Source organism: Paenibacillus sp. RC334 (genome assembly GCF_030034735.1).
In the GTDB taxonomy this organism is placed as follows: Bacteria; Bacillota; Bacilli; order Paenibacillales; family Paenibacillaceae; genus Paenibacillus; species Paenibacillus terrae_A.
The window spans coordinates 5,132,829-5,153,695 of the sequence record NZ_CP125370.1 but is presented as its reverse complement, the minus strand read 5'-3'; the positions used below and the strand labels follow the sequence as shown (position 1 = coordinate 5,153,695).

Genomic DNA, 20,867 nt, shown 5'->3' with positions numbered 1-20,867 from the left:
AACACCGTAACAAGTTTGAGGGGGAACGAGAGGAATGTCCTTTCGCAAATGGTCAGCAAACAGATGGATGGTTATAGGTCTGTTTGTGTTTATACTTGCGCTGGAGCTGTTCGCAGGCATTTATTTCAGTTATGTTCTGGGATACATGCATACGGACGCGCTCAGTCGCGTAGCCAATGCATTTTATGTGCTATATAGCCGTGATCCGCATTTGGGTGCCATCGGATTCATCTGGAATCCGTTGCCCAGTCTTTTGGAAATGGTGATATTACTGCTGTACCCATTATTTCCGGCATTAGCATCCTACGGATTGGCGGCTGTCATCCTGAGTGCTACCTTTGCCGCTTTGACAGCTGTGCTGCTGTATCGGGCGGGTGTCAGAACAGGGCTTAGCTCGGGAATGAGCTTGATGCTGGCGCTGTTCTATGCGCTGAATCCGTTTATTTTATTGTTCGGTGCCAACGGGCTGAGCGATTCGCTATACATATATTTTATTATGATGACGGTGATTGAATTTGCGCTGTGGCTCAAGGACCGCATGACGGCGAGTCTGATCGTATCCGGATTAGCGCTTGCCATGGCGTTCTGGACTCGATATGAGGCAGTCCCCCTCGGGGTGGCGATGGCGGGCGGCGTGGTCGTGGCCATTCTGTTTCTTCACCGGAACATGGGCAGACGTGAGCTGCCTTTTCGGGAAAAGCTACATAAGGTCGAGGCGACCTGGCTGCTTCTCCTGCTGCCTGTTGTTTTTTCCGGTCTGTTGTGGATTTTCTTTAACTATCTCATTATGGGAAATGCCTTCTATTTCCTTAATTCGGAGTATTCCAACACGGCGCAATCGGCAGAATTGCTAAATGATGATAAATTCGTGGAAATCTTTAATCATCCGTTGGTTGCCTTGAAATTTATCGCTTCTAAAACCCTCTGGTATTCCGTGCCGTTGTTCGCTATTCTGTTCATTCGACTGTTAAGCGGGCGGTTGTTGCGGTGGGGAACGCTGGTTATTTTACTGTTGTTCCTGTCTGTGCCGGGTTTACAATTTTTACTCATGATGAAGCAATCCTCATATGGATGGTTCCGCTATTTTATGTACGTGTTTCCGATTACCGTTGCCTGGCTGCCGTATGAGCTGAGTCAGCTCCAGGATAGAGCGCGGCGGGCGGCCTTTGGTCTGGTGTCCGTCAGTCTGGTGCTTACAGCCGGATTACTCTCCTATGCACTGACTCGCCCGGATATCGCGCCGGATGAGAACAGCTTCCTCACACGAACAGGGAATGTGAACTATGTAAGACAGGAATCGGACCGGAAAATTGCAGTCTGGCTGGATGAGCATTTGCCAAAGTCAACCATTATGACCGATTCGGCCTCAGCCTACACCATGATTGTATATAGCCAGTATCCGAAGCGCTTCCTGATCACAAGTGATTATACGTTTAATAGGGCATTAAGCTATCCGCAGGAAAGTCATGTGGATTATATCCTTGTACCTCAGATCAAGTCGGGCATGCCACTGAGTAAAATCAACATGGTGTATCCGAATTTGTATGAAAAAGGAGCACCCTGGGTTCAGCTCGAACGCGAGTTTAACGGGGAATGGCGCTTGTACAAAGTGCTACCCAAGTCACAATCCGATTCTCCATCTACGGCTGCGACGACAGCTCCTTGATGTGTGGAAAGACCCTGAATGTTGATTGGCATATAGCTTCATAATGAATACCCGCAGCTTTACCACTTCGCCATGATACGGCGAGGGAAGCTGCGGGTATTTTTTACACTTATTTATCGCCCCTTGAGCGGCAACCAGGCGAGTACATCCTGTATTTTCGCGTCCCAGTATCCCCATTCATGAGTCCCTGGACCCTCTTCGTAGGTCAGTGGAATCCCGGCAGTATCGCACGCTTTACGAAAGGTCTGGTTTCCCTCATACAGAAAATCCTCCGTACCACAGCATTGGTAGAGCAGGGGGAGTGAAGTTCCCAAGGTAGCATGACGTTGTAGCAACTCCAGCAAGTCGTGATCTGTTCCGCGTATTTCATCTGGACCAAAAATGTGACTCCATTCCGCCGAACTCATCGCTTTATGTATAGGGTCGATGCGTGCCGCGTGTAAATCCAATACCCCCGAGAGACTGGCAGCGGCCGCAAAGCGCTCTGGATGCTGGAGTGCCAGTTTGAAGGCACCATACCCGCCCATGGAAAGACCCGCCACAAAATTGTCTTCCCGCTTGGCGGACAAGGGAAAGAAAGAACGTGCCAAAGTCGGCAATTCTTCACTGATAAAGGTCCCGTAAGCCCCTCCCTGCTCCATATCGGTATAAAAACTCCGGTGAATCTGCGGCATTACAACAGCAATCCCCAGTGAAGCAACGTAGCGTTCAATGGAGGTTCTGCGTAACCAGATCGAATCATCGTCCGACAGGCCGTGCAGCAAATACAGTGTTGGGTGTGGTCCGGTTCCTTGCTTGCCTTCGAGTCCTATCTGCGAACGGGTTTCCTGAGGGAGAATAACATGCATGGATGTGCTCAAGCCAAGGACTTCTGAATAAAACTGACATTGAATAAGAGCCATAGGAAAACCTCTTTTACTAGGGATTTTGTGATTTCAGTATAACGTAGTCTGTCCAAATATACATATCCCAGTGAATAACTAGGTATTAAGTCCTGAGTCCCATTTATGCTACATAAGGACGGGTTATGGTTATATGGGACGATTTTTTTAATTTGGGGGTTTTTTGGGTTTGATTTCTGGTAAAGTGTTTAAAAAAAGAATGGTGAAGCCAATCATAAGGAGGAATTCAGAGTATGGGAAATAAGTTCAGAAACACAGTTACTAGTGTATTGAGTACAGGTCTTATTCTTAGCGCATTCAGCGCAGCAGCAGCCGCTCCTCAGAATACAAGCGGTCATTGGGCAGGAGACCAGGTACAACGTTGGTCGGCTACAGGAAAATTAGACGGTGCGGTGAAAACGGATGCGGCCATCACACGTGCAGAATTTATCGTTCTCTTGAACCGTAGTCTCGGTACGTTCACGCAGGATACTCCAGCCGTGACGGACGTAACGTATGCGGACAGTGTTCAGGTAAACGGTAATGGAAACAGAACGTTCACAGATGTACCAGCTTCGCACTGGGCATTCAATGAACTGACAAATGCCGTGAATGCAGGTTACATAAGCGGCTATGCAGATAACAAGCTCAAACCGAATGGAAAAGTAACGCGTCAGGAAGCTGCCGCTATTGTGGGCAAAGCCATTGGACTGACAGCAGGTAACGCGGCAGATGTTACCAAGTTCATAGACTCCGAAAAAATCGGATCATGGGCGAAAAAAAGTGTAGCCGCTGCTGCGGAGCAAAAAATCATCAACGGTTATCCTGATGGTAAATTCCAGCCATTGAAGTCGCTGACACGTGCAGAAGCAGTTGCTATTCTGGATGCAGCTTCCGGTTACAACCTGAGCGCGGTTGATAATCTCACATCGACTCCTGGTGGAACGGTAACAGATTCCACATACGGTAACGTTACGGATTCGACGTATGGTAACACGTCTACTGCTCCTGGAAGCGAAACAGAAGATAGCAGCACCAGCACAGACAGCACGACAACGAATACAGACAGCACAACGAACAACAGCACGGATACGACTACGGACAGCTCCACAGCGACAGACACAAGCACTGATACAACTACAGATTCAAACACTGATGCGGTAGCTTCCAGTGATACACTTAAAGTAAACGAAGTGCATGACGGCGAAGGTACGATTACGGGGACAGCTAAAGCAGGTTCCACAGTAACCGTCTATTCCAACGATCTGCCAATCGGTAGTGAAGTAGCCAAGGACGATGGTACGTTTAGCATTAGCGTGCTTACTCAAAAAGCCACTGTTAGGCTGGTTGTCAAAGCAGTGGATGAAGACGGAAGCGAAAGTGCGCCTGTAGAAATTTCTGTTTCAGGCAAACGCAGCGAGTAAAACCATCCCGTCACTTGAAATCCCCCTTTAACTCCGCTGGTACCAATTCAGGCGGTAGTCGAAGGGGATTTTTTGTTATGATTGTATGCATGCTTTATTCACTTATGCCGTCTTCTACAATAGGCTCCTGCTGTTCGCGTGTTTGCGGCTCAGGCGATGTGCTTCCGCTGTGAACAGCCACAATACGCTGCTGCGCACGGTAGGTATCACGGCTGATTCGGGTGCGCTCCACGGTCTTGCCATCTACGATCTTCATTCGGTACGTTTCCACCACGTATCCTGCCTTGCCCTGCCGAAGCACCTGATAGAAGCCGGGGGAAAGTGAGTCATTACGGATTGTTTTCTCTGGAATGGGTAATACACGAACCGTACGCGATTCCAGCTCATAGGACACATTGGACGGGAATGTGCCGAAAAATTTGACGGTAAGCGTCCGGTTTTGGACAGCGGCACGAAGGAGCAAATGCTTGCCTGTATTGTTTTTGAAGCGGAAATTGATAGATCCTGTAGCAAAAGTTGCATCCTGACCTTTGGGTAGGTAGCTGACCGGCAAGGAATGGTTGCGGCGCTCAACAATGTCCAGACCGACTCGCAGCGCCGCATTATAGACGGTGCTGGATACCTGACAAATCCCGCCGCCAATGCCCGGTTCCAGCTGCCCGTTTACGATCACGGGAGCTTCACGAAAGCCATGTGTGCGCTCAGCCTTGGCAATGATCTGACCATAATCGAATATCTCGCCCGGCTTGAGAATCAAACCGTCAACGGTGCTTGCCGCTGAATTGACGTTGTACACACGTCCTTCCGAGCTGCTGCTGAGGCTGGTGGAAAACTGGACAATTTTGCGCTCAATCCCTTCGCTCCGCAGACTGTCCACCATAATGTCCGGCTCTAGTTGACGAAACGGCAGCTCTACCCGCACTGGCTCCCCGGAAGCGGTAAAATCCTTGGGCAGCTCCTTATCCAGCGCTACGCCCAGCTTGGGCCAATCCAGGCGCCTGGCAGAGCGGCCGGGAATATAGCGAATCTGATCGTCCCCGTCGATCTGGCGCACGGCATTGACAGGCTTGCCGTAACGCTGTTCCTCCCAATTAGCTCCGAACCTGGCCTGCAAGGCTGACTCCTGCCGGGAAGGTGTGATGGTCCATTCTTTTCCAAAGGAAAACCGCGTCTGCGCACGAGTCCAAAGATGCTCCGAGACGAGCGCATTCACGGCATCACGGAATGCCTTCGCTTCATAGTGGATACCCGCTTCCCCGAGCGTAAGCTTGATATCCTGCGCGCTACTGTCGCTGTCCGTCAGGATCAGGGGGCGTTGCTTCAATGTATTCAGCTTTGTGTCCAGCAGTCGGAGCGCGGCTGTTTTATCCATATTTCCCACATTGACTCCTCCGACTGTTACGCCTTTCGGCAGCGTTTGCCTGTCGGCGTACAGATGCAGTCCTCCCCACAACATGGCCAACGCCAGAATTACAGTCCATATCCAGATGAAGGATAAATGAATTTTTTTCATAATGCGGCTGTCTCCTGTCTCGTAAGCTTGGCAGCGTGTTCATGTGCCATAATATTCATATATATGTGCCAAAAGCAGAAAACTTTCGGTACTATTTAGGTAACAAATTTGTTACAATGATAAACGGTATGATGAAATACAGGACTTTTTAAAGGAAATGCATGGAATATGTCGAATGGATATTAAGTTATACGTATTATGATTAAGCAGCGGGAAGTGATCGAGTGATTGAAATGCAGGATGTGTGGAAGACCTATACTAATGGAACCCACGCACTTCAGGGAGTATCGGTCAAAATTGACCGTAATGAATTCGTATACGTAGTCGGCCCGTCCGGGGCGGGTAAATCGACTTTTATGAAGCTTATTTATAGAGAAGAAGTACCGACCAAGGGGCAAATTTCAGTTAATGGATTTAATATCGGGAAGCTCAAGCAGCGTAAAATTCCCTACGTTCGTCGTAACATCGGAGTCATTTTTCAGGATTTCCGGCTTTTGCCGCGTTTGACGGCCTATGAGAATGTCGCTTTTGCGATGGAAGTCATTGAGGCTCCCAAGAAGCTGATTCGCAAACGGGTGCCGGAAGTGCTCGAATTGGTTGGCTTGAAAACGAAAATGAATCGCGAGCCTGCCCAGCTTTCCGGTGGGGAGCAGCAGCGCGTAGCTATTGCACGGGCTATTGTCAACAATCCGTCCGTGATCATTGCCGATGAACCCACAGGTAATTTGGACCCCGAAACATCGTGGGAGATCATGCAGTTGCTGGACGAAATTAATTTTCGCGGCACGACCATTGTTATGGCGACACACAATAAGGACATCGTAAACTCCATGCGTAAACGCGTCATTGCCATCGAAAATGGTAACATCGTAAGGGATCAGGTGAGAGGGGAGTACGGATATGACTTTTAATACCTTCTTGCGTCATCTGCGGGAAGGCTTCAAAAACATATTCCGCAATGGCTGGATGTCCGTGGCATCCGTCACCTCGATTGTTGTGTCACTGCTTATACTGGGTGTGTTTATTATGCTGGTGCTTAACGTCAACTCCTTGGCTGATCAGGCGGATAGCCAGGTGGAGGTTAACGTATTTTTGGAGCTGAATGTAGAACAAACCATGCGTGAAACGCTGCAAAAGGAAATCGCGGCGATGCCGGAAATTAGCAAAACCACCTTTATCACCAAAGCTCAAGGCTTGGAGGAGCTGCGAAAAGATTTGGGAGACAGCGGCAAGGAGCTGCTGGAAGGTTTTGATAAGGACAGCAATCCGCTTCCAGACAAAATCGTTGTAGAGGTCATTGAACCGACAACGGTCCCATTTGTGGCTGAGAAGATTGAGAAGCTGAACACGATACATCCGGAGAAACCGATTTTAAAGGTCCGTTACGGAAAAGGTACCGTGGAGACGCTCTTCACCATTACCAAGCTCATCCGTAATGTGGGCTTTATATTCGTAGCTGGATTGGGACTTATGTCCATGTTCCTGATTTCGAATACGATCCGCGTGACCATTTTGGCACGACGCAGAGAGATTGGCATTATGAAACTGGTTGGTGCGACCAACTTTTTTATACGATGGCCGTTTTTTATTGAAGGTGCGCTTATTGGCCTGATGGGTTCTGTGATTACGGTAGGTATTTTGTTTGCTGGTTATCAGCGTTTGCTTACAGCCGTTCAAGGCGATATTGCACTGAATATGTTGAAGCTTATGCCGCTTCAGGGCGTTTGGATTCAATTGAGTGCCCTGCTAATCATTTTGGGAATGCTCGTCGGGATTGTAGGCAGTACCCTATCCATGCGCAAGTTCTTGAAAGTATAAAGATTCATTGGTGGACGTCACAGTCGGTATTCTTTAGAACGGGGAAGCCGGTGTTATTTTGCGATAAAGGATGGGGAGTGCAAGTTGAAAAAAACAGGATCTGTGTTGGCCGCTACTTTGGTAGCCGCATTGCTAATCCAGCCTTCTGACGGATATGCCAAAAGCATGCATGAAATCAATTCGCAACTGAATCAATTGGAAAAGCAGGCCCAATCTGCCAAGCAACAGCAGGAAAAGGCGGCTCAAGATAAACAGTATGCCCAACATTACAAAAATAAAACCGTGCAAAACCTGAAAATTGTACTCGACCAGATTAACAGCGTCAGCGACCAGTTGACTCGTGTAGCGGTTCAGATTGATCAAACCGAAGATAATCTGCGTGCAACCAAAAAAGATTTATCTGAAGCGATTGACCGCATTCAGGCACGTGAAAAGATGCTGGAGACCCGTGTGCGCTTGATGTATACGGACGGAACGGTCTCGTATATGGACGTGCTTATGTCTTCGGCCAGCTTTAGCGATTTCCTCAGCCGGGTGGATTCCCTGAAAACGATCGTGGAGCAGGATCAAATCTTGTTGGACGAGCATAAAAAGGACAAGGCTCTGGTCGTAAGCAAGAAGAAGCAGCTCGACACAGAATATAAAAATGCCAAGAAGCTGTATGCGCTTAAGCAGGACGCCAAAGTAGAACTGAATTCGAAGGAAAAAGAGAAGCAAAGACTGATTGCCAATTATGATCATGATATTGCTGAGTCGGATGAAATCAGTGAAGAGCAAAATGATATGCTGGTAGCCCTCGCTAACAAACGTGTGGGTCTGTTGCAGGAGAAAAATAAGCTCAGAGCGGAGCAGGCGGCTAAAGCGGCACGTGCTAGAGCGGCTGCGCGTGCCGCTGAAGCCAAGCGATATGCCTCTTCATCCTCAGGCGCAGGCTCGAATTCCAGTCATACGGCAGCCAGTACGTATACGGGTGGATCGGGCACGTTGGCTTTGCCTGTATCCAATTACCGACTCTCGTCTACTTTTGGCATGCGGGTACATCCGATTACCGGCAAGCTTAAAGGCCATACAGGCATTGATATGGCGGCTCCACAGGGAACCGATATTCATGCAGCAGAAGATGGTGTTGTCATTGTTGCGGAATGGTGGAGTGGCTATGGCAATACGGTCGTGATTGATCACGGAGACGGATTATGGACCCTATACGGACATATTCGCAATGGCGGTACGGTGGTACGTACAGGACAGACTGTGAAACGCGGTCAAAAAATTGCAGAAGTTGGTTCGACGGGCAATTCAACAGGACCTCATTGTCATTTTGAGGTGCGCGAGAATAACAAACCAGTAAATCCGATGAACTATCTATAGTTGAAAAGGGAAGCCCTATTTGTAGCCAATACGGTTGTAGATAGGGCTTTGTCTTCATAGCTTGATACCCGGTGCAGAACATGTGCATTGAAACACAGAGTAGGATACAATTAACATATTCCGTACAAGCTAGACGTATACTGCGTGGATGGATATGCGTTGTAAGGCAATAGTATACAAGATCAATAGAAGGCGGTGGACGATTAGATGTTGAAAAAAAGTACAGCGGTACTCTTGATGGTGATTGGGCTGCTTGGCGGTAGCCTGCTCACTTTTGCTTATACTGGAACGACGACAGTGGGAAGCAGCGCTCTGGGCGAAGGACTGCTGGCGAGCGTGACAGGTAGCAGTTCCACCTCCAGAAGTGATATCCGCAAAATCGAGACAGCGATGGATCTGATTCAGGGGCAATATTATCAGGACGTCGACCGTACCAAGCTGGTGGACGGAGCCATCAACGGTATGATGGAATCGCTCGGCGACCCATATTCCTCTTATATGGGCAAAGAAACAGCACAGCAGTTTGAACAGTCCATTGAAGGCTCCTTTACCGGAATCGGGGCTGAGGTAGCGGCAGAAAACGGAAAAGTGGTCGTAGTAACGCCAATTAAAGGCTCACCGGCCGAGAAGGCGGGACTGCGTTCCAAGGACATTATTTTGTCCGTTAACGGTGAAACGCTGGATGGTCTGGATTTGAACAAGGCCGTTTCCAAAATACGTGGACCTAAAGGTAGTCAGGCCAAGGTCAAAATTCAGCGCAACGGCTCTCCTGATCCGTTGGAATACACCATTACCCGTGACAGCATTGATATGGAAACCGTGACGGCTCATATGGAAAGCGGCGGTGTAGGTGTAATCACGATTACCCAGTTCTCCTTGAATACAGCAGATCGTTTTAAAGAAGAACTCGCGAAGCTGGAAAAACAGGGACTTAAAGGGCTCGTCATCGACGTGCGTAATAACCCGGGCGGCGTACTTTCCGTCGTGATTGATATCGCACAGCAATTTGTACCTTCTGGCAAAACGATCGTGCAAGTGGAAGACAAGAATCAGAAGCGTGAAGAAGAGAAATCCAAAGGATCAAGTAAGAAATATCCGGTGACGCTGCTCATGAATAAAGGTAGCGCAAGCGCGTCCGAGATCCTGGCAGGCGCTCTCCAGCAATCGGCTGGCGCAGTATTGATCGGGGAAAATTCCTTTGGTAAAGGTACCGTACAGACCAGCTATGACAAGCAAATGGGCGACGGTAGCCTGCTTAAAATCACGATTGCCAAATGGCTGACGCCAGATGGAACGTGGATTCATAAAAAAGGCATTAAGCCGGATATCGCGGTGGAACAGCCTGAATTCTTCACAGCAGCACCACTGAACAAGGAAAAGCCGTTGAAATACAATATGAATAGCGGCGATGTGAAAAATGCGCAAATCATTCTGCAAGGCTTGGGCTACAAGCCAGGCCGCGAAGACGGCTATTTTGATAAAGTGACGGAAAGCTCCGTTAATGCTTTTCAAAAACAGGCGAAGCTGACGGTTAACGGTGTGATTGATGCGAAGACAGCAGCGGCGATGGAAGCCAAGCTGATCGAAAAAATTCGCGATCCGAAAAATGACAATCAACTCAAGCAGGGGATTGAAGAGATTCGGAAGGAAATGAAGACCAGCGCAGCGAAATAGTAATAAGGCTACAACAAAGGGGGCTGGAAACAGCCTCCTTTTATTTTGGGATTTATTTGCAGTCTGCCGGATTGTCTTCCCTACGTTGGCAATTTCATATAGAATAAATGGATATGAAATGTACGTGATCCGCTGAACAGCGGGCCAGGGGCATAAGGAGTGTGAATGAACTTGGAATGGGCTTTACAATGGGGATGGAGCGTTCTAAATGCTTGCTTGTACCTGCTTTTGCAGCCGTTTTACTATATCTCGATACTCATTGTCGCGCTTGGCTATCGTCGGCAAATGCTGCTGGAGCGCAAGCTCTTTCATACCAGGCTGCATAATTGGCCGGGGGAGACGTGGCGTGTGGTCTGGAGTGGTCTAATTGCGGGGCTGGCCCTGTCTGCTCTGGGAATGTTCGTAAGTGTGCATCTGACCACGGCCTCCATCGTATGCCTGTGGGTGACCACATTGCTGCTTATGCTGGTGCGCGTGCGTTACCTGTGCCTGGCCTATTCGGTGGGCCTGCTGGGTGTAGCCCAGTTTGCTCTGAACGTGGCAGAGGGCTGGCAGCCTGTGGGAACGCTTGGAACATCGGTGGCAGCCATCCGTGGATTGGATATTCCTGCGTTGCTGGTACTGGTTGCTGTGCTGCATGTGGCTGAGGCGCTACTGGTTCGCTGGCAGGGAGGAAAGGCCGCAACACCACTGTTCGTGGAGGGCAAGCGGGGAAGGCTGGTCGGAGGCTACCGGATGGAAGACCTCTGGCCCATTCCGTTGTTGCTTCTGGTTCCTGTTCAGGGAGGTTTTGCGCTTCCGTGGACGCCGCTGTTTGGTGATGGAACCGGATATATGCTGGCAGCCTTGCCTGTTCTTATGGGCTTCAGCAGCGTGACGTTAGGCCAGTTGCCACGCCAGAAGGCGGTGCTAACGTCCAACCGCCTGCTTCTCTACAGTGGAGCCTTGCTCCTGCTGAGCCTGCTGGCGGCGTGGTGGAGTCCGCTGACGCTGGTGGCAGCGTTGTTCTCCTTCCTGGCCCATGAGGCGCTGATCTGGTACGGCAACATGGAAGAGAGCCGTCTCAGCCCTATGTTTGTTCATCCGGAGCAAGGGCTGCGTGTGCTGGCTGTGCTGCCGGACAGTCCGGCGACGGCGATGGGTATTCTGCCCGGCGAGGCCATTTACCGCGTCAACAGCGTCGTCGTGAACAGCCGCAACGAATTGCACCAAGCCTTGCGGATCAACTCTGCTTTTTGCAAGCTGGAGGTACGTAACCTTCAAGGTGAGAGCAAGTTTGTGCAGCGCGGTATGTACGATGGTGATCACCACCAGTTGGGAGTCGTGCTTGCACCGGATGCGGACGCGAACTGGGCCGTATCCATACGCCCTGCCTCAATCTATCGGATTGTTGCCATGCGCTTGGGCGCACGGCGGCGCAAAGGTGGACAGGCATCCAAGACGGAGAGTCCAAGTTTGGACACGATAGAAAAATAGATGGCACAGCGAGAGGGAAGTTTTATTTGACTAGTTTCGAATAAGGCTGTCCTCTTTCTTTTATTCAGACTGTAGCCTGCTTGAAATGACTATTCTGATCGATATACAATGAATGTGTAATGCGATACCTTGATGAACCGAATGCCTATCAAGTGTGTTAAGCAAGGAGAGGGAAAGATGAATGCGATTCACTTTATTCGAGAGTACATCAGGCATCCACGCAGCGTAGGCGCTGTTATACCAAGCTCAAAACAGTTGGCCAAGCAAATTACCACACCAATCTACTTTGACCAAGCATCGTGCATCATTGAGTATGGTGCAGGTACCGGTGTGTTTACGCAAGAACTGATTAAGAACAAGCGCCCGGATACGCTACTGCTAGTGATTGAGGCCAATGAATCGTTTTACAAAACATTGCAAAGCAAGTACGGACACTTGGAGCAAGTACACGTCATTCATGGATCGGCCGAGCATGTAGCCCGGTATATGAAACAGTATCATGTCTCGAAAGTGGATTACATCGTATCAGGACTCCCTTTTACCAGCTTGCCTGCCGCCTTATCCAGCCTGATTTTGGGACAAACGGCCGAAGTACTGGGTCAGGAGGGCAAATTTATTACGTTCCAGTATAGTAAGGTAAAACACAATTTTTTTCGTACCTTCTTTGGCGACATCCAGATCAAAAAGGTACATTACAACGTCCCGCCCGCCTATGTTTTCACTTGCAGTCTGTAATCGGTTAGCTATGTAGAGGATTAGAATAAACACGAATGTGAAGATACGGATTTCCATGAGAAGACCTGGTCAGCGTCATTAAGATGTTGAAAAGGTCTTTTTTGTTGAGCGTTCTTTGTAGGCTATTTACGGAGATGTAAGATAGGAGGGATATGTTAAAATGCAAAATTTGTTTAAGGAATCATATTTTAAAATGGGACTTAACCTATATATTACATATGCTGGAACCTGTTAGATTTTGTGTGATTCAACGATTAATCTGAACTTCGTTAAAAGGGGATTTATATATGGTAAAACCGCTGATGTTCATGCGTTGGTGTGAGTATTATGAATTAAGTGATCGTGAGACAGATTTTATATCGTTTTTTATGATGAATTTCTCAGCCGCGCGATCAGGCAACCAACCAAAGCTTAGGGAGCAATTTATCGAAATTCAGAAAAAAACCTTTCCTGAATACCCGTTTGATATCACCCCGGAGGAACTGGATTATCCCAAATTTGAAGGATTGATGAGACAGGTGTTGAAAATTCATTTTGACACGGCGGAGCTGCTATACTCCTTCTATCTTCAAAAGCTGTGCGCACCTTTAGCAGAATACATTTTATCCACTGGAGAGTCAGAGCCTGCACGCATTTATTATAAGCTTATTCAAAAGGACAAGGTACGGTAGGGGAGATGGGTGTGAATCAACAAGAGTTTCTGAATAGATTGAAGAAGAATGATGAAAATATTGAAAAACTATTGCGTCTGAAGATTCCCGTTTCATAAACGGGGTCGTGATCGCCGCCGGTGGCGACTGGACGGCGTATTAATTTTCCATGAGGAATGGTTTATCAGGCTCCGTGTCTACTGAGATGATAAAGACTACATAAAGCAATATGATAGCCCGCCCTTCAGCCCGTTCTCCATGCCCTTCGTTCCAGGTACTGCCCCTATTTGGGAGCAGATATAGAGATTTGCAATCCGCAAAATAAAAAAGTCCCTTGGCTAAGGGGCTTTTTCGATACCCCAAGCTTTATGGTTATTTAATCGGCAACAGGCAAGCAAGACTGAAAGGGATACGTCCCCGAAACGCCAGCTTGAGTTTTATATATGGCTGTCTTCGGCTGACGGCTGATCGGCGGCGCAACGAACAGTTGGAACGGCGGTTACAGCAAATGTCCAAGCGGCGAATTCATGTTCTACTATATGGCTATATGGAATAATCTATGTATATGGACCTCCGTCCAACAAATAGTTCGATATGCAGGCTTGGTCGGTAGAACGTATAGCAGAGCTGTACTATTACACATTTGTCAACAAGAAGCCGGTAACGGTATTACCTTGATGCAAACGGCAAACCCATCATGTGCGGTGTGAATACGGCTGTTGCAACACTTGAAGATCTGGGCCAATTCTGGATTTCGGACGGAGAGGAGAGTGTAGTCAACCGGATACTTGGAGCTTCGACTGGCGAAATTCAAGCGCTTATCAACAAAAACGAGTGGACGAGCTACAATGTGGCAGATGAATACTCCTACGATCCTACAAAAAAAATTAATTTGCAGATTAGAGTAAGGTGACGCTGTACCAGAACGATAAACTCGTTTGGGGTCAGTAGCCTTAAAGCCTGACGGAGCGGCACTCGTATGGGTGCCGCTCTTTTCAAACTTAAAGGAGGAAAGCGGCATGAAGGTGGAAAATAGTAGTAGTATTTGGTTCAAACGTTCCAAATGGCTGCCTGTCGTCATGGCATGCACGATTATAGTAGGGGGGCTCTATCGGGTCCAACTGTAGTTCACGGTCAAACGGCAAAGACCGTTACCATTAAAGTTGATACATCCAAGGATCGTAAGCCTATTAGCCCTTATATTTACGGTACGAATCAGGAGTTGGCAGGCGATGAGAATCTGACTGCCAGACGACTTGGTGGCAATCGAATGACCGGATATAACTGGGAAAACAATATGTCCAATGCAGGAAGCGATTGGGAGCAATCCAGCGATAACTATTTATGCGACAATGGCGGTCTGACAAAAGCTGAATGTGAAAAGCCGGGGGCGGTGACGACTTCGTTTCATGATCAATCGCTGAAGCTAGGCACTTATTCTTTAGTTACGCTGCCGATGGCCGGTTATGTGGCCAAGGATGGAAATGGAAGTGTGCAGGAAAGCGAAAAGGCTCCTTCCGCTCGTTGGAATCAGGTCGTAAACGCTAAAAATGCGCCGTTTCAACTGCAGCCTGATCTGAATGACAATCAGGTTTATGCGGATGAATTCGTCAACTTTTTAGTGAAAAAGTACGGCGCTGCTTCAACAAAGACGGGTGTGAAAGGATATGCGCTTGACAATGAACCCGCTCTCTGGTCGCATACGCATCCACGCATTCATGGTGAAAATGTCGGAGCGAAAGAGTTGGTAGATCGGTCGGTAAGTTTATCCAAATCTGTCAAATCGGTTGACGCGGGTGCGGAAATTTTTGGGCCGGTTCTTTACGGTTTTGGCGCCTATAAAGATCTTCAAACTGCACCTGATTGGAACTCTGTAAAAGGAAACTACAGCTGGTTCGTGGACTATTACCTGGATCAAATGCGTCTCAGCTCGCAAGCCGAAGGCAAGAGATTGCTGGATGTTTTCGATGTACACTGGTATCCCGAAGCGATGGGCGGAGGCATACGAATTACGAATGAGGTAGGCAACGACGAAACGAAGAAAGCCAGAATGCAGGCGCCTCGTACTTTGTGGGATCCGACCTACAAGGAAGATAGCTGGATCGCTCAATGGAACAGCGAATTCTTGCCTTTACTGCCTCGATTGAAGCAGTCGGTGGATAAGTATTACCCGGGAACCAAGCTGGCTTTGACCGAGTATAGCTATGGCGGCGAAAATGATATTTCCGGCGGTATCGCTATGACCGATGTGCTGGGCATCTTGGGCAAAAACGATGTTTATATGGCAAACTACTGGAAGTTAAAGGATGGTGCCAACAACTACGTTAGTGCCGCTTACAAGCTTTACCGCAATTATGACGGAAAAAGCTCTACTTTCGGTGATATCAGCGTTAATGTGCAAACGTCGGATATTGTCAATAGCTCGGTGCATGCTTCCGTAACGGATGCATCCTACAAAGAACTGCACCTCGTTGTCATGAATAAAAGCATGGACAGTGCATTCGACGCCCAATTCGATCTTTCCGGCGAGACGACTTACGGTTCCGGTAAAGTATGGGGCTTCGACAAAAATAGCTCGCAAATTAAGGAAGCAGCGCCAATTACGCAAATTTCAGGCAACCGCTTTACCTATACAGTACCGCCTTTGACGGCTTATCACATCGTGTTGACTGCCGGCAATGATACGTCTGTGCCACCTGGGGAAGGTCCTGAAAGCTTTGCGCTGAGAGCTGAGGCTGGCGATGGGAAAGTCGATTTGTCCTGGGACGCTTCCAGCGGAGTTGTAGGTTACAGTGTACAGCGGGCAACGTATGAAAACGGTCCTTTTACTGCTGTAGCATCCAACTTGATCGAAACGTCTTATACGGATACTAACGTAACGAACGGCACTTTTTACTATTATAAAGTAACCGCAAAAACAAATGCGGGAACGAGCGAATCCAATGTCTTGAAAGCGGTTCCGAGGACGCCTGTAGACGGTCCTGTTCGCTATGAAGCCGAAGATGGCACGCTGAAGGGAACCATTGTGGAATCCAGCGGGACCGGCTTCTCAGGTACTGGTTATGTAACTAATTTCCACAATGCAGGGGATTCCCTGACGATGACGATTCAGGCTCCAACGGCAGGCTTGTACAATCTTACAATCGGCTACCGTTCTCCTCATGATGACAAACGCACGAATTTCTCTTTAAACGGCAAAGCGTCTGGCGAGCTGGTACTTTGGAAATCGGCTGATTTTAAAGAAACTTCCGGTGGTAAGGTTCTGTTGAATGCAGGGGCGAATACGATTGGTTTTGAAACAGGCTGGGGCTGGTACGATATCGACTACGTCAAGCTGGAGCCTGCTGCTGACCGTCCACCGCATGCGGTAACCAAAACGCTCATCAATCCGAATGCGACGGTAGAAGCAAAAGCATTGATGAACTACCTGGTTGATCAATACGGGAAGAATATGCTTTCCGGTCAAGAGGATATGCCCGAAATTGATTGGCTTCAAGCAAATGTAGGTAAAAAGCCGGCTATTGCGGCGCTTGACCTGATTGACTATTCGCCAAGCAGAGCGGAACACGGTCTTAGTTCCACAGAGACGGAAAAGGCGATTGAATGGGATAAGCAAGGGGGCATCGTTACCTTTGCATGGCACTGGAACGCGCCGAAAGGTCTTATCGATACGCAAGGAAAAGAATGGTGGAGAGGCTTCTATGCCGATTCGACTACATTCGATATAGAATATGCGATGAATAATCCAGAGTCCGAAGATTATAAATTGCTTATTCGCGACATCGATGTGATTGCAGGGCAATTGAAGAAGTTGCAGGATGCGAAAGTTCCTGTCCTGTTCCGTCCTTTGCACGAAGCGGAAGGCAAATGGTTCTGGTGGGGCGCTAAAGGTCCTGAGCCTGTTAAAAAATTGTATATTTTAATGCACGACCGTTTGACTAATGTGCACAAATTGAACAATCTGATTTGGGTTTGGAATTCTGTTGCTCCGGATTGGTATCCGGGAGACGAGTATGTGGATATTTTGAGCTTTGACTCTTATCCGCAAGCAGGCGACTACAGTCCGCAAATTGCAAAATATGAAGACCTTGTTACATTGGGCAAGGACAAAAAGTTAGTTGCCATGAGCGAAAACGGACCTATCCCGGATCCTGATTTGATGAAGGCGTATCAAGCCCATTGGAGCTGGTTTGCTACATGGTATGGGGATTTTCTGAGAGACGGCAAACAAAACAGCCTTGAGCATCTGAAAAAAGTGTATAATCATCCGAACGTCATTACGCTTGAAAAGCTCCCGACTAACTTAAAAACGTATGGCATTACCGAACAGCCGTCAGTACCGGGCAGCTTCACGCTGAACGCAGCGGGCGAAACGGCGAAAGTAAAGCTGAGCTGGACAGCATCGGCGAATGCGGTAAGCTATGAAGTGAAGCGTTCGACGGCTGAAAACGGCGCGTTCGCCACAGTAGCGAGCGATGTATACGGAAGCAGCTACACCGACACAGCCGTAACGGCAGACACGACGTACTACTACCAAGTCGTAGCGAAGAACAATGCAGGACAATCGGTTTCGAACACGGCTAGCGCAGCGCCGAAAGCGGATGCTCAGGAGCCGCCAAAGGGACTGTTGCTCCAGTATCACGCAGCGGATACCAATGTGAACGACAATCAATTGAAGCCGTATTTCCAAATTTTAAACAAAGGTACAAACTCCGTACCGATCAACGAGTTGAAAATTCGCTACTACTACACGATCGACGGCGACCGCGCGCAGACATTCAACTGCGACTATGCGACGCTGAGCTGCTCGAAGCTGAATGGCAAGCTGGTTAAAATGGATAAATCTGTAACAGGCGCTGATTATTATTTGGAAGTCAGCTTCAACTCGAATGCAGGCGTGTTAGCACTTGGAGGAAGCACGGGCGAAATTCAAACCCGTATTCATAAAACAGACTGGTCGAACTATAACGAAAGTGACGATTACTCTTATAAAGGCACGCAGACTTCATATGCTGATCATACGAAAGCTACGTTGTATCATAATGGCGTACTTGTTTGGGGAACTGAACCGACAGCTAATTAAGACAAGCGTCCGTTATACGGCAACATGTGAATCAACGGATTATTTGCTAAGAGAGGGGGGGGCATTACGTTCTTCTCTTGGTTTAAGCCACCAGTTTCTATGGAGAGTCTTCAAGATCATATGCAATTAGACTAGGCCAATCTTAAGGGATTGGTCTTTTTATTGATTATTTTGTAAAAAAAGAAATGATTTGTTTAAAAATATCCTTTTCAAAAGACATCAAGAAATATAATGGAATTAATTAGAAGAAAGGAGATGGGGAAATGAAAAGGTTAATATCTTGATGATCTATAAATGATTGGAAGTTCAATGTTTGATTAGTTAAGTACTAATAGCTTGAGAACAACAGAAACGTAGTCACAGACATAAAGCAAGGCATTTAGTAGCTTAGAAAGAAGACTATTAAAGAGGAGAAATGACAAATGAAAAAAGCCATCTTAGCATTATCAATTTCTGCGCTAGCGTTATCTTTAGGGGGAGTAGCATCGGCTTCACCAGTAAGTTCAACGGCATCAGCTGTAACTCCGGCAAAAGTAACCGTAACCTTTAGTCCTGCCAACGGAGAAAAAGCACCCATTACAAAGCAGGATAGTCCCATACTTCGTTTAGGCATAGGTAGCACATATAGAATGGAAGGTTCTAACTGGATGATTTTGTACGGAAGTGATGTTGTCGAACTTCATGGCAATAAGGCTAAAATGATAGGTTACGGAACAGCTCAAGTGGCGGCATATAAATCTAATGGAGACAAACTTGGGGTTTATACTTTTAAGGTTGAAAGATAGTATTTGTATGCAGTGAAGGAGGTGAAGTACGCTTCACTTCCTTCACTTACTTATTTTTATGGATTAATTGGGTAAGTAATTTCTAAATCAGGGAAATACTCTTTTTTTGGATTTCCATCTTTCCCTAGTTCGAATTTACTCCTATCACCCTTTTTTAAGATAGATTTGTAAACCTTTATAGTAATTTCTTTGGGAAGAGAGAGGAAAGGTTCAAATCGTGAATCATTTATCAGAACGTTGCCATCAGTTGCACTCCAACCATTGTTGCTAATAAAATTTAGTTGCTTTCCTTTATCATCGTAAATTTCATAACTCAAGAACAAAGGAAGTGACGAAGAAATTTTTGAATTAGCAGGTAGCTTTATGCGAGTTGTGATGCTGGTTGTAATCGGCGTGAGCTCAACTTTTTCTAGAGTATAGTCAATGTTTTTATACTCTCGCTTAAGGGATGGTGTAAAAACTAAGTTATTCTTAGTATTCTTTTCCACAGGAATTTCTATTTTAAATGGCTGCTTAATGCCGGAGACAGGCATGGAAATTGTTAAATCAAACTTATCTGGAAAAGGTTTTCCTCCTTGATTACGTAAATCTGAAAATTGTATAATGGTTGAATTCGAATTTTTTCCAGGTATCGTATATGAGTCAATGGAGCTGCTGGTGTTTGTAGGTACATAAGAAGAATTAATTTCTTCGCCATTAATGGAAAGTATTAAATCATCAAGTAATAAGGGTAATTCGGTGTTTAAAAATCTTTTATCGGAAGTTTTTCGCTCTAATGCTATAGATACTCGTGTTCCGTCGAATATGACCTCTGGTACGCTGAGAGTCAGACCATCATGGGTGTCGCTAAGATTTGGTTTTGATAGCAGCCCTTTTTCGTCCGCTGTTTGTAAACCAAGATCACCAGCTAGCTGGAATATAGAATTCATGCCTGGAATTTGTTTTAAGGAGGCGGCCATTGTCGGGGAAATGAAGCCAGTACCAACCATAAGCATAAATGTCATTGCAAGCATAATAGAAGTCACAATAATTGTATTACGTTTCCTTTTTGGTCGAATGTTAGATCGCTTATATCGTTTTCCTTCTACTTTCCCATAGCGCTCCATCGTTTTATTAATTAAATCAACTTGTATTGGAGTATTCCGAATAAGCTTTTGTAAATGCTCGATTTCTTTATCTTCCGGTTTTAAAGGATTGTTCATACTTTTTTCCTCCCTTTTCCTTTTGGTGATTTAGTTTTTTACGGAGTCGCTCATATTTTTTCCGGATATTTGATGGTTTTAGTTCCATAATTGTCGCAATCTCTTCATAGCTGTATTCTTCCAACGAGCGCAACAATAAAATTTGCCTCTCTTCTAACGTTAGATGATCCAGTAACTCGTGAATTAAATCTGTATATTCGTGTACTGGTTGTTGCTTCAGGTTCAATTTATACTGGATGAAGGATTTAAACGTTCTAGTGTTTCTTTTTAATAAGTCATTACAGTGATTTTGAGCAATTTTGTATAGCCAAGCTGAAAAGGAGGCTGTAGGTACGAACTGATGGATGTGCTCAAGCCCTTTAATAAATATTTCTTGAGCAGCATCTTCCGCTTCTTCCTGATTTTTAAGTAAATAGTAGCAATATAAAAAGATCTGTTGTTGATAACGCCGTATGATATGTGTGTATGCTTGTTTGTCGCCCGTTTGTACCTGTTCTATTACAAGGTTGATATCTGCATCTTGCTTATTTACATGTAGTTTTTCCATTAACTTCCCTCCTCTCTGCCTATATAACTGAAAAAGGGATGCATT

General features: G+C 46.9%; 16 protein-coding genes. 12 read left to right on the top strand and 4 right to left on the bottom strand.

Features of this window, described 5'->3' with window-relative positions; translation table 11 throughout:
* Positions 1-34: 34 nt before the first annotated feature.
* A complete protein-coding gene (locus QMK20_RS23655) occupies positions 35-1,666 on the top strand; it encodes an ArnT family glycosyltransferase (RefSeq protein WP_283653522.1) in 1,632 nt (543 codons plus the stop codon).
* A gap of 113 nt (positions 1,667-1,779) precedes the next feature.
* Here the strand turns inward: QMK20_RS23655 and QMK20_RS23650 are convergent, their stop codons facing one another.
* The gene (locus QMK20_RS23650; RefSeq protein ID WP_283653521.1) at positions 1,780-2,568 is read right to left on the bottom strand and encodes an alpha/beta hydrolase; all 789 of its coding nucleotides are present in this window, start codon (positions 2,566-2,568) and stop codon (positions 1,780-1,782) included.
* A 233-nt stretch (positions 2,569-2,801) separates the two neighbouring features.
* Here QMK20_RS23650 and QMK20_RS23645 point away from each other — a divergent pair, with 233 nt between their 5' ends.
* A complete protein-coding gene (locus QMK20_RS23645; protein ID WP_283653520.1) occupies positions 2,802-3,971 on the top strand; it encodes an S-layer homology domain-containing protein in 1,170 nt (389 codons plus the stop codon).
* A 94-nt stretch (positions 3,972-4,065) separates the two neighbouring features.
* Here the strand turns inward: QMK20_RS23645 and QMK20_RS23640 are convergent, their stop codons facing one another.
* Complete coding sequence (locus QMK20_RS23640; RefSeq protein WP_283653519.1) at positions 4,066-5,484, bottom strand: VanW family protein; 1,419 nt, start codon at positions 5,482-5,484, stop codon at positions 4,066-4,068.
* A 224-nt stretch (positions 5,485-5,708) separates the two neighbouring features.
* Here QMK20_RS23640 and ftsE point away from each other — a divergent pair, with 224 nt between their 5' ends.
* The 10 genes from ftsE to QMK20_RS23590 all read left to right on the top strand — a co-directional run bounded on the left by ftsE (position 5,709) and on the right by QMK20_RS23590 (position 19,073).
* Complete coding sequence (ftsE, locus tag QMK20_RS23635; protein WP_014278394.1) at positions 5,709-6,395, top strand: cell division ATP-binding protein FtsE; 687 nt, start codon at positions 5,709-5,711, stop codon at positions 6,393-6,395.
* Entirely contained in the window at positions 6,385-7,302 is a 918-nt protein-coding gene (ftsX, locus tag QMK20_RS23630; RefSeq protein ID WP_283653518.1) for a permease-like cell division protein FtsX, read from the top strand. The genes ftsE and ftsX overlap by 11 nt, the downstream gene beginning before the upstream one ends.
* Before the next feature lie 84 nt (positions 7,303-7,386).
* A complete protein-coding gene (locus tag QMK20_RS23625) occupies positions 7,387-8,670 on the top strand; it encodes a murein hydrolase activator EnvC family protein (protein ID WP_283653517.1) in 1,284 nt (427 codons plus the stop codon).
* A gap of 207 nt (positions 8,671-8,877) precedes the next feature.
* The gene (locus tag QMK20_RS23620) at positions 8,878-10,344 is read left to right on the top strand and encodes a S41 family peptidase (RefSeq protein ID WP_283653516.1); all 1,467 of its coding nucleotides are present in this window, start codon (positions 8,878-8,880) and stop codon (positions 10,342-10,344) included.
* Between the two features lie 165 nt (positions 10,345-10,509).
* Complete coding sequence (locus QMK20_RS23615; RefSeq protein ID WP_283653515.1) at positions 10,510-11,820, top strand: serine protease; 1,311 nt, start codon at positions 10,510-10,512, stop codon at positions 11,818-11,820.
* 177 nt (positions 11,821-11,997) lie between these two features.
* Positions 11,998-12,555, top strand: coding sequence for a class I SAM-dependent methyltransferase (locus tag QMK20_RS23610; RefSeq protein ID WP_283653514.1), 558 nt, complete (start codon positions 11,998-12,000; stop codon positions 12,553-12,555).
* A 287-nt stretch (positions 12,556-12,842) separates the two neighbouring features.
* A complete protein-coding gene (locus QMK20_RS23605) occupies positions 12,843-13,226 on the top strand; it encodes a hypothetical protein (RefSeq protein ID WP_192512777.1) in 384 nt (127 codons plus the stop codon).
* A 676-nt stretch (positions 13,227-13,902) separates the two neighbouring features.
* Positions 13,903-14,118, top strand: a complete 216-nt coding sequence (locus QMK20_RS23600; RefSeq protein WP_283653513.1) for a hypothetical protein — start codon at positions 13,903-13,905, stop codon at positions 14,116-14,118.
* A gap of 132 nt (positions 14,119-14,250) precedes the next feature.
* Positions 14,251-18,288, top strand: a complete 4,038-nt coding sequence (locus tag QMK20_RS23595; RefSeq protein ID WP_283653512.1) for a glycosyl hydrolase — start codon at positions 14,251-14,253, stop codon at positions 18,286-18,288.
* A 422-nt stretch (positions 18,289-18,710) separates the two neighbouring features.
* On the top strand, positions 18,711-19,073 hold the full coding sequence (locus tag QMK20_RS23590; protein ID WP_283653511.1) for a BLB8/JUQZ-1 family protein: 363 nt from the start codon (positions 18,711-18,713) through the stop codon (positions 19,071-19,073).
* A gap of 56 nt (positions 19,074-19,129) precedes the next feature.
* On the opposite strand, the gene QMK20_RS23585 is transcribed toward QMK20_RS23590, so the two are convergent.
* Positions 19,130-20,275, bottom strand: a complete 1,146-nt coding sequence (locus QMK20_RS23585) for a DUF4179 domain-containing protein (protein WP_283653510.1) — start codon at positions 20,273-20,275, stop codon at positions 19,130-19,132.
* Positions 20,247-20,822 carry an RNA polymerase sigma factor gene (locus QMK20_RS23580; protein WP_283653509.1) on the bottom strand — a complete coding sequence of 192 codons (576 nt, stop codon included), beginning with the start codon at positions 20,820-20,822 and terminating at the stop codon, positions 20,247-20,249. Before QMK20_RS23580 ends, QMK20_RS23585 begins: the two co-directional genes overlap by 29 nt.
* Between the last annotated feature and the right edge of the window lie 45 nt (positions 20,823-20,867).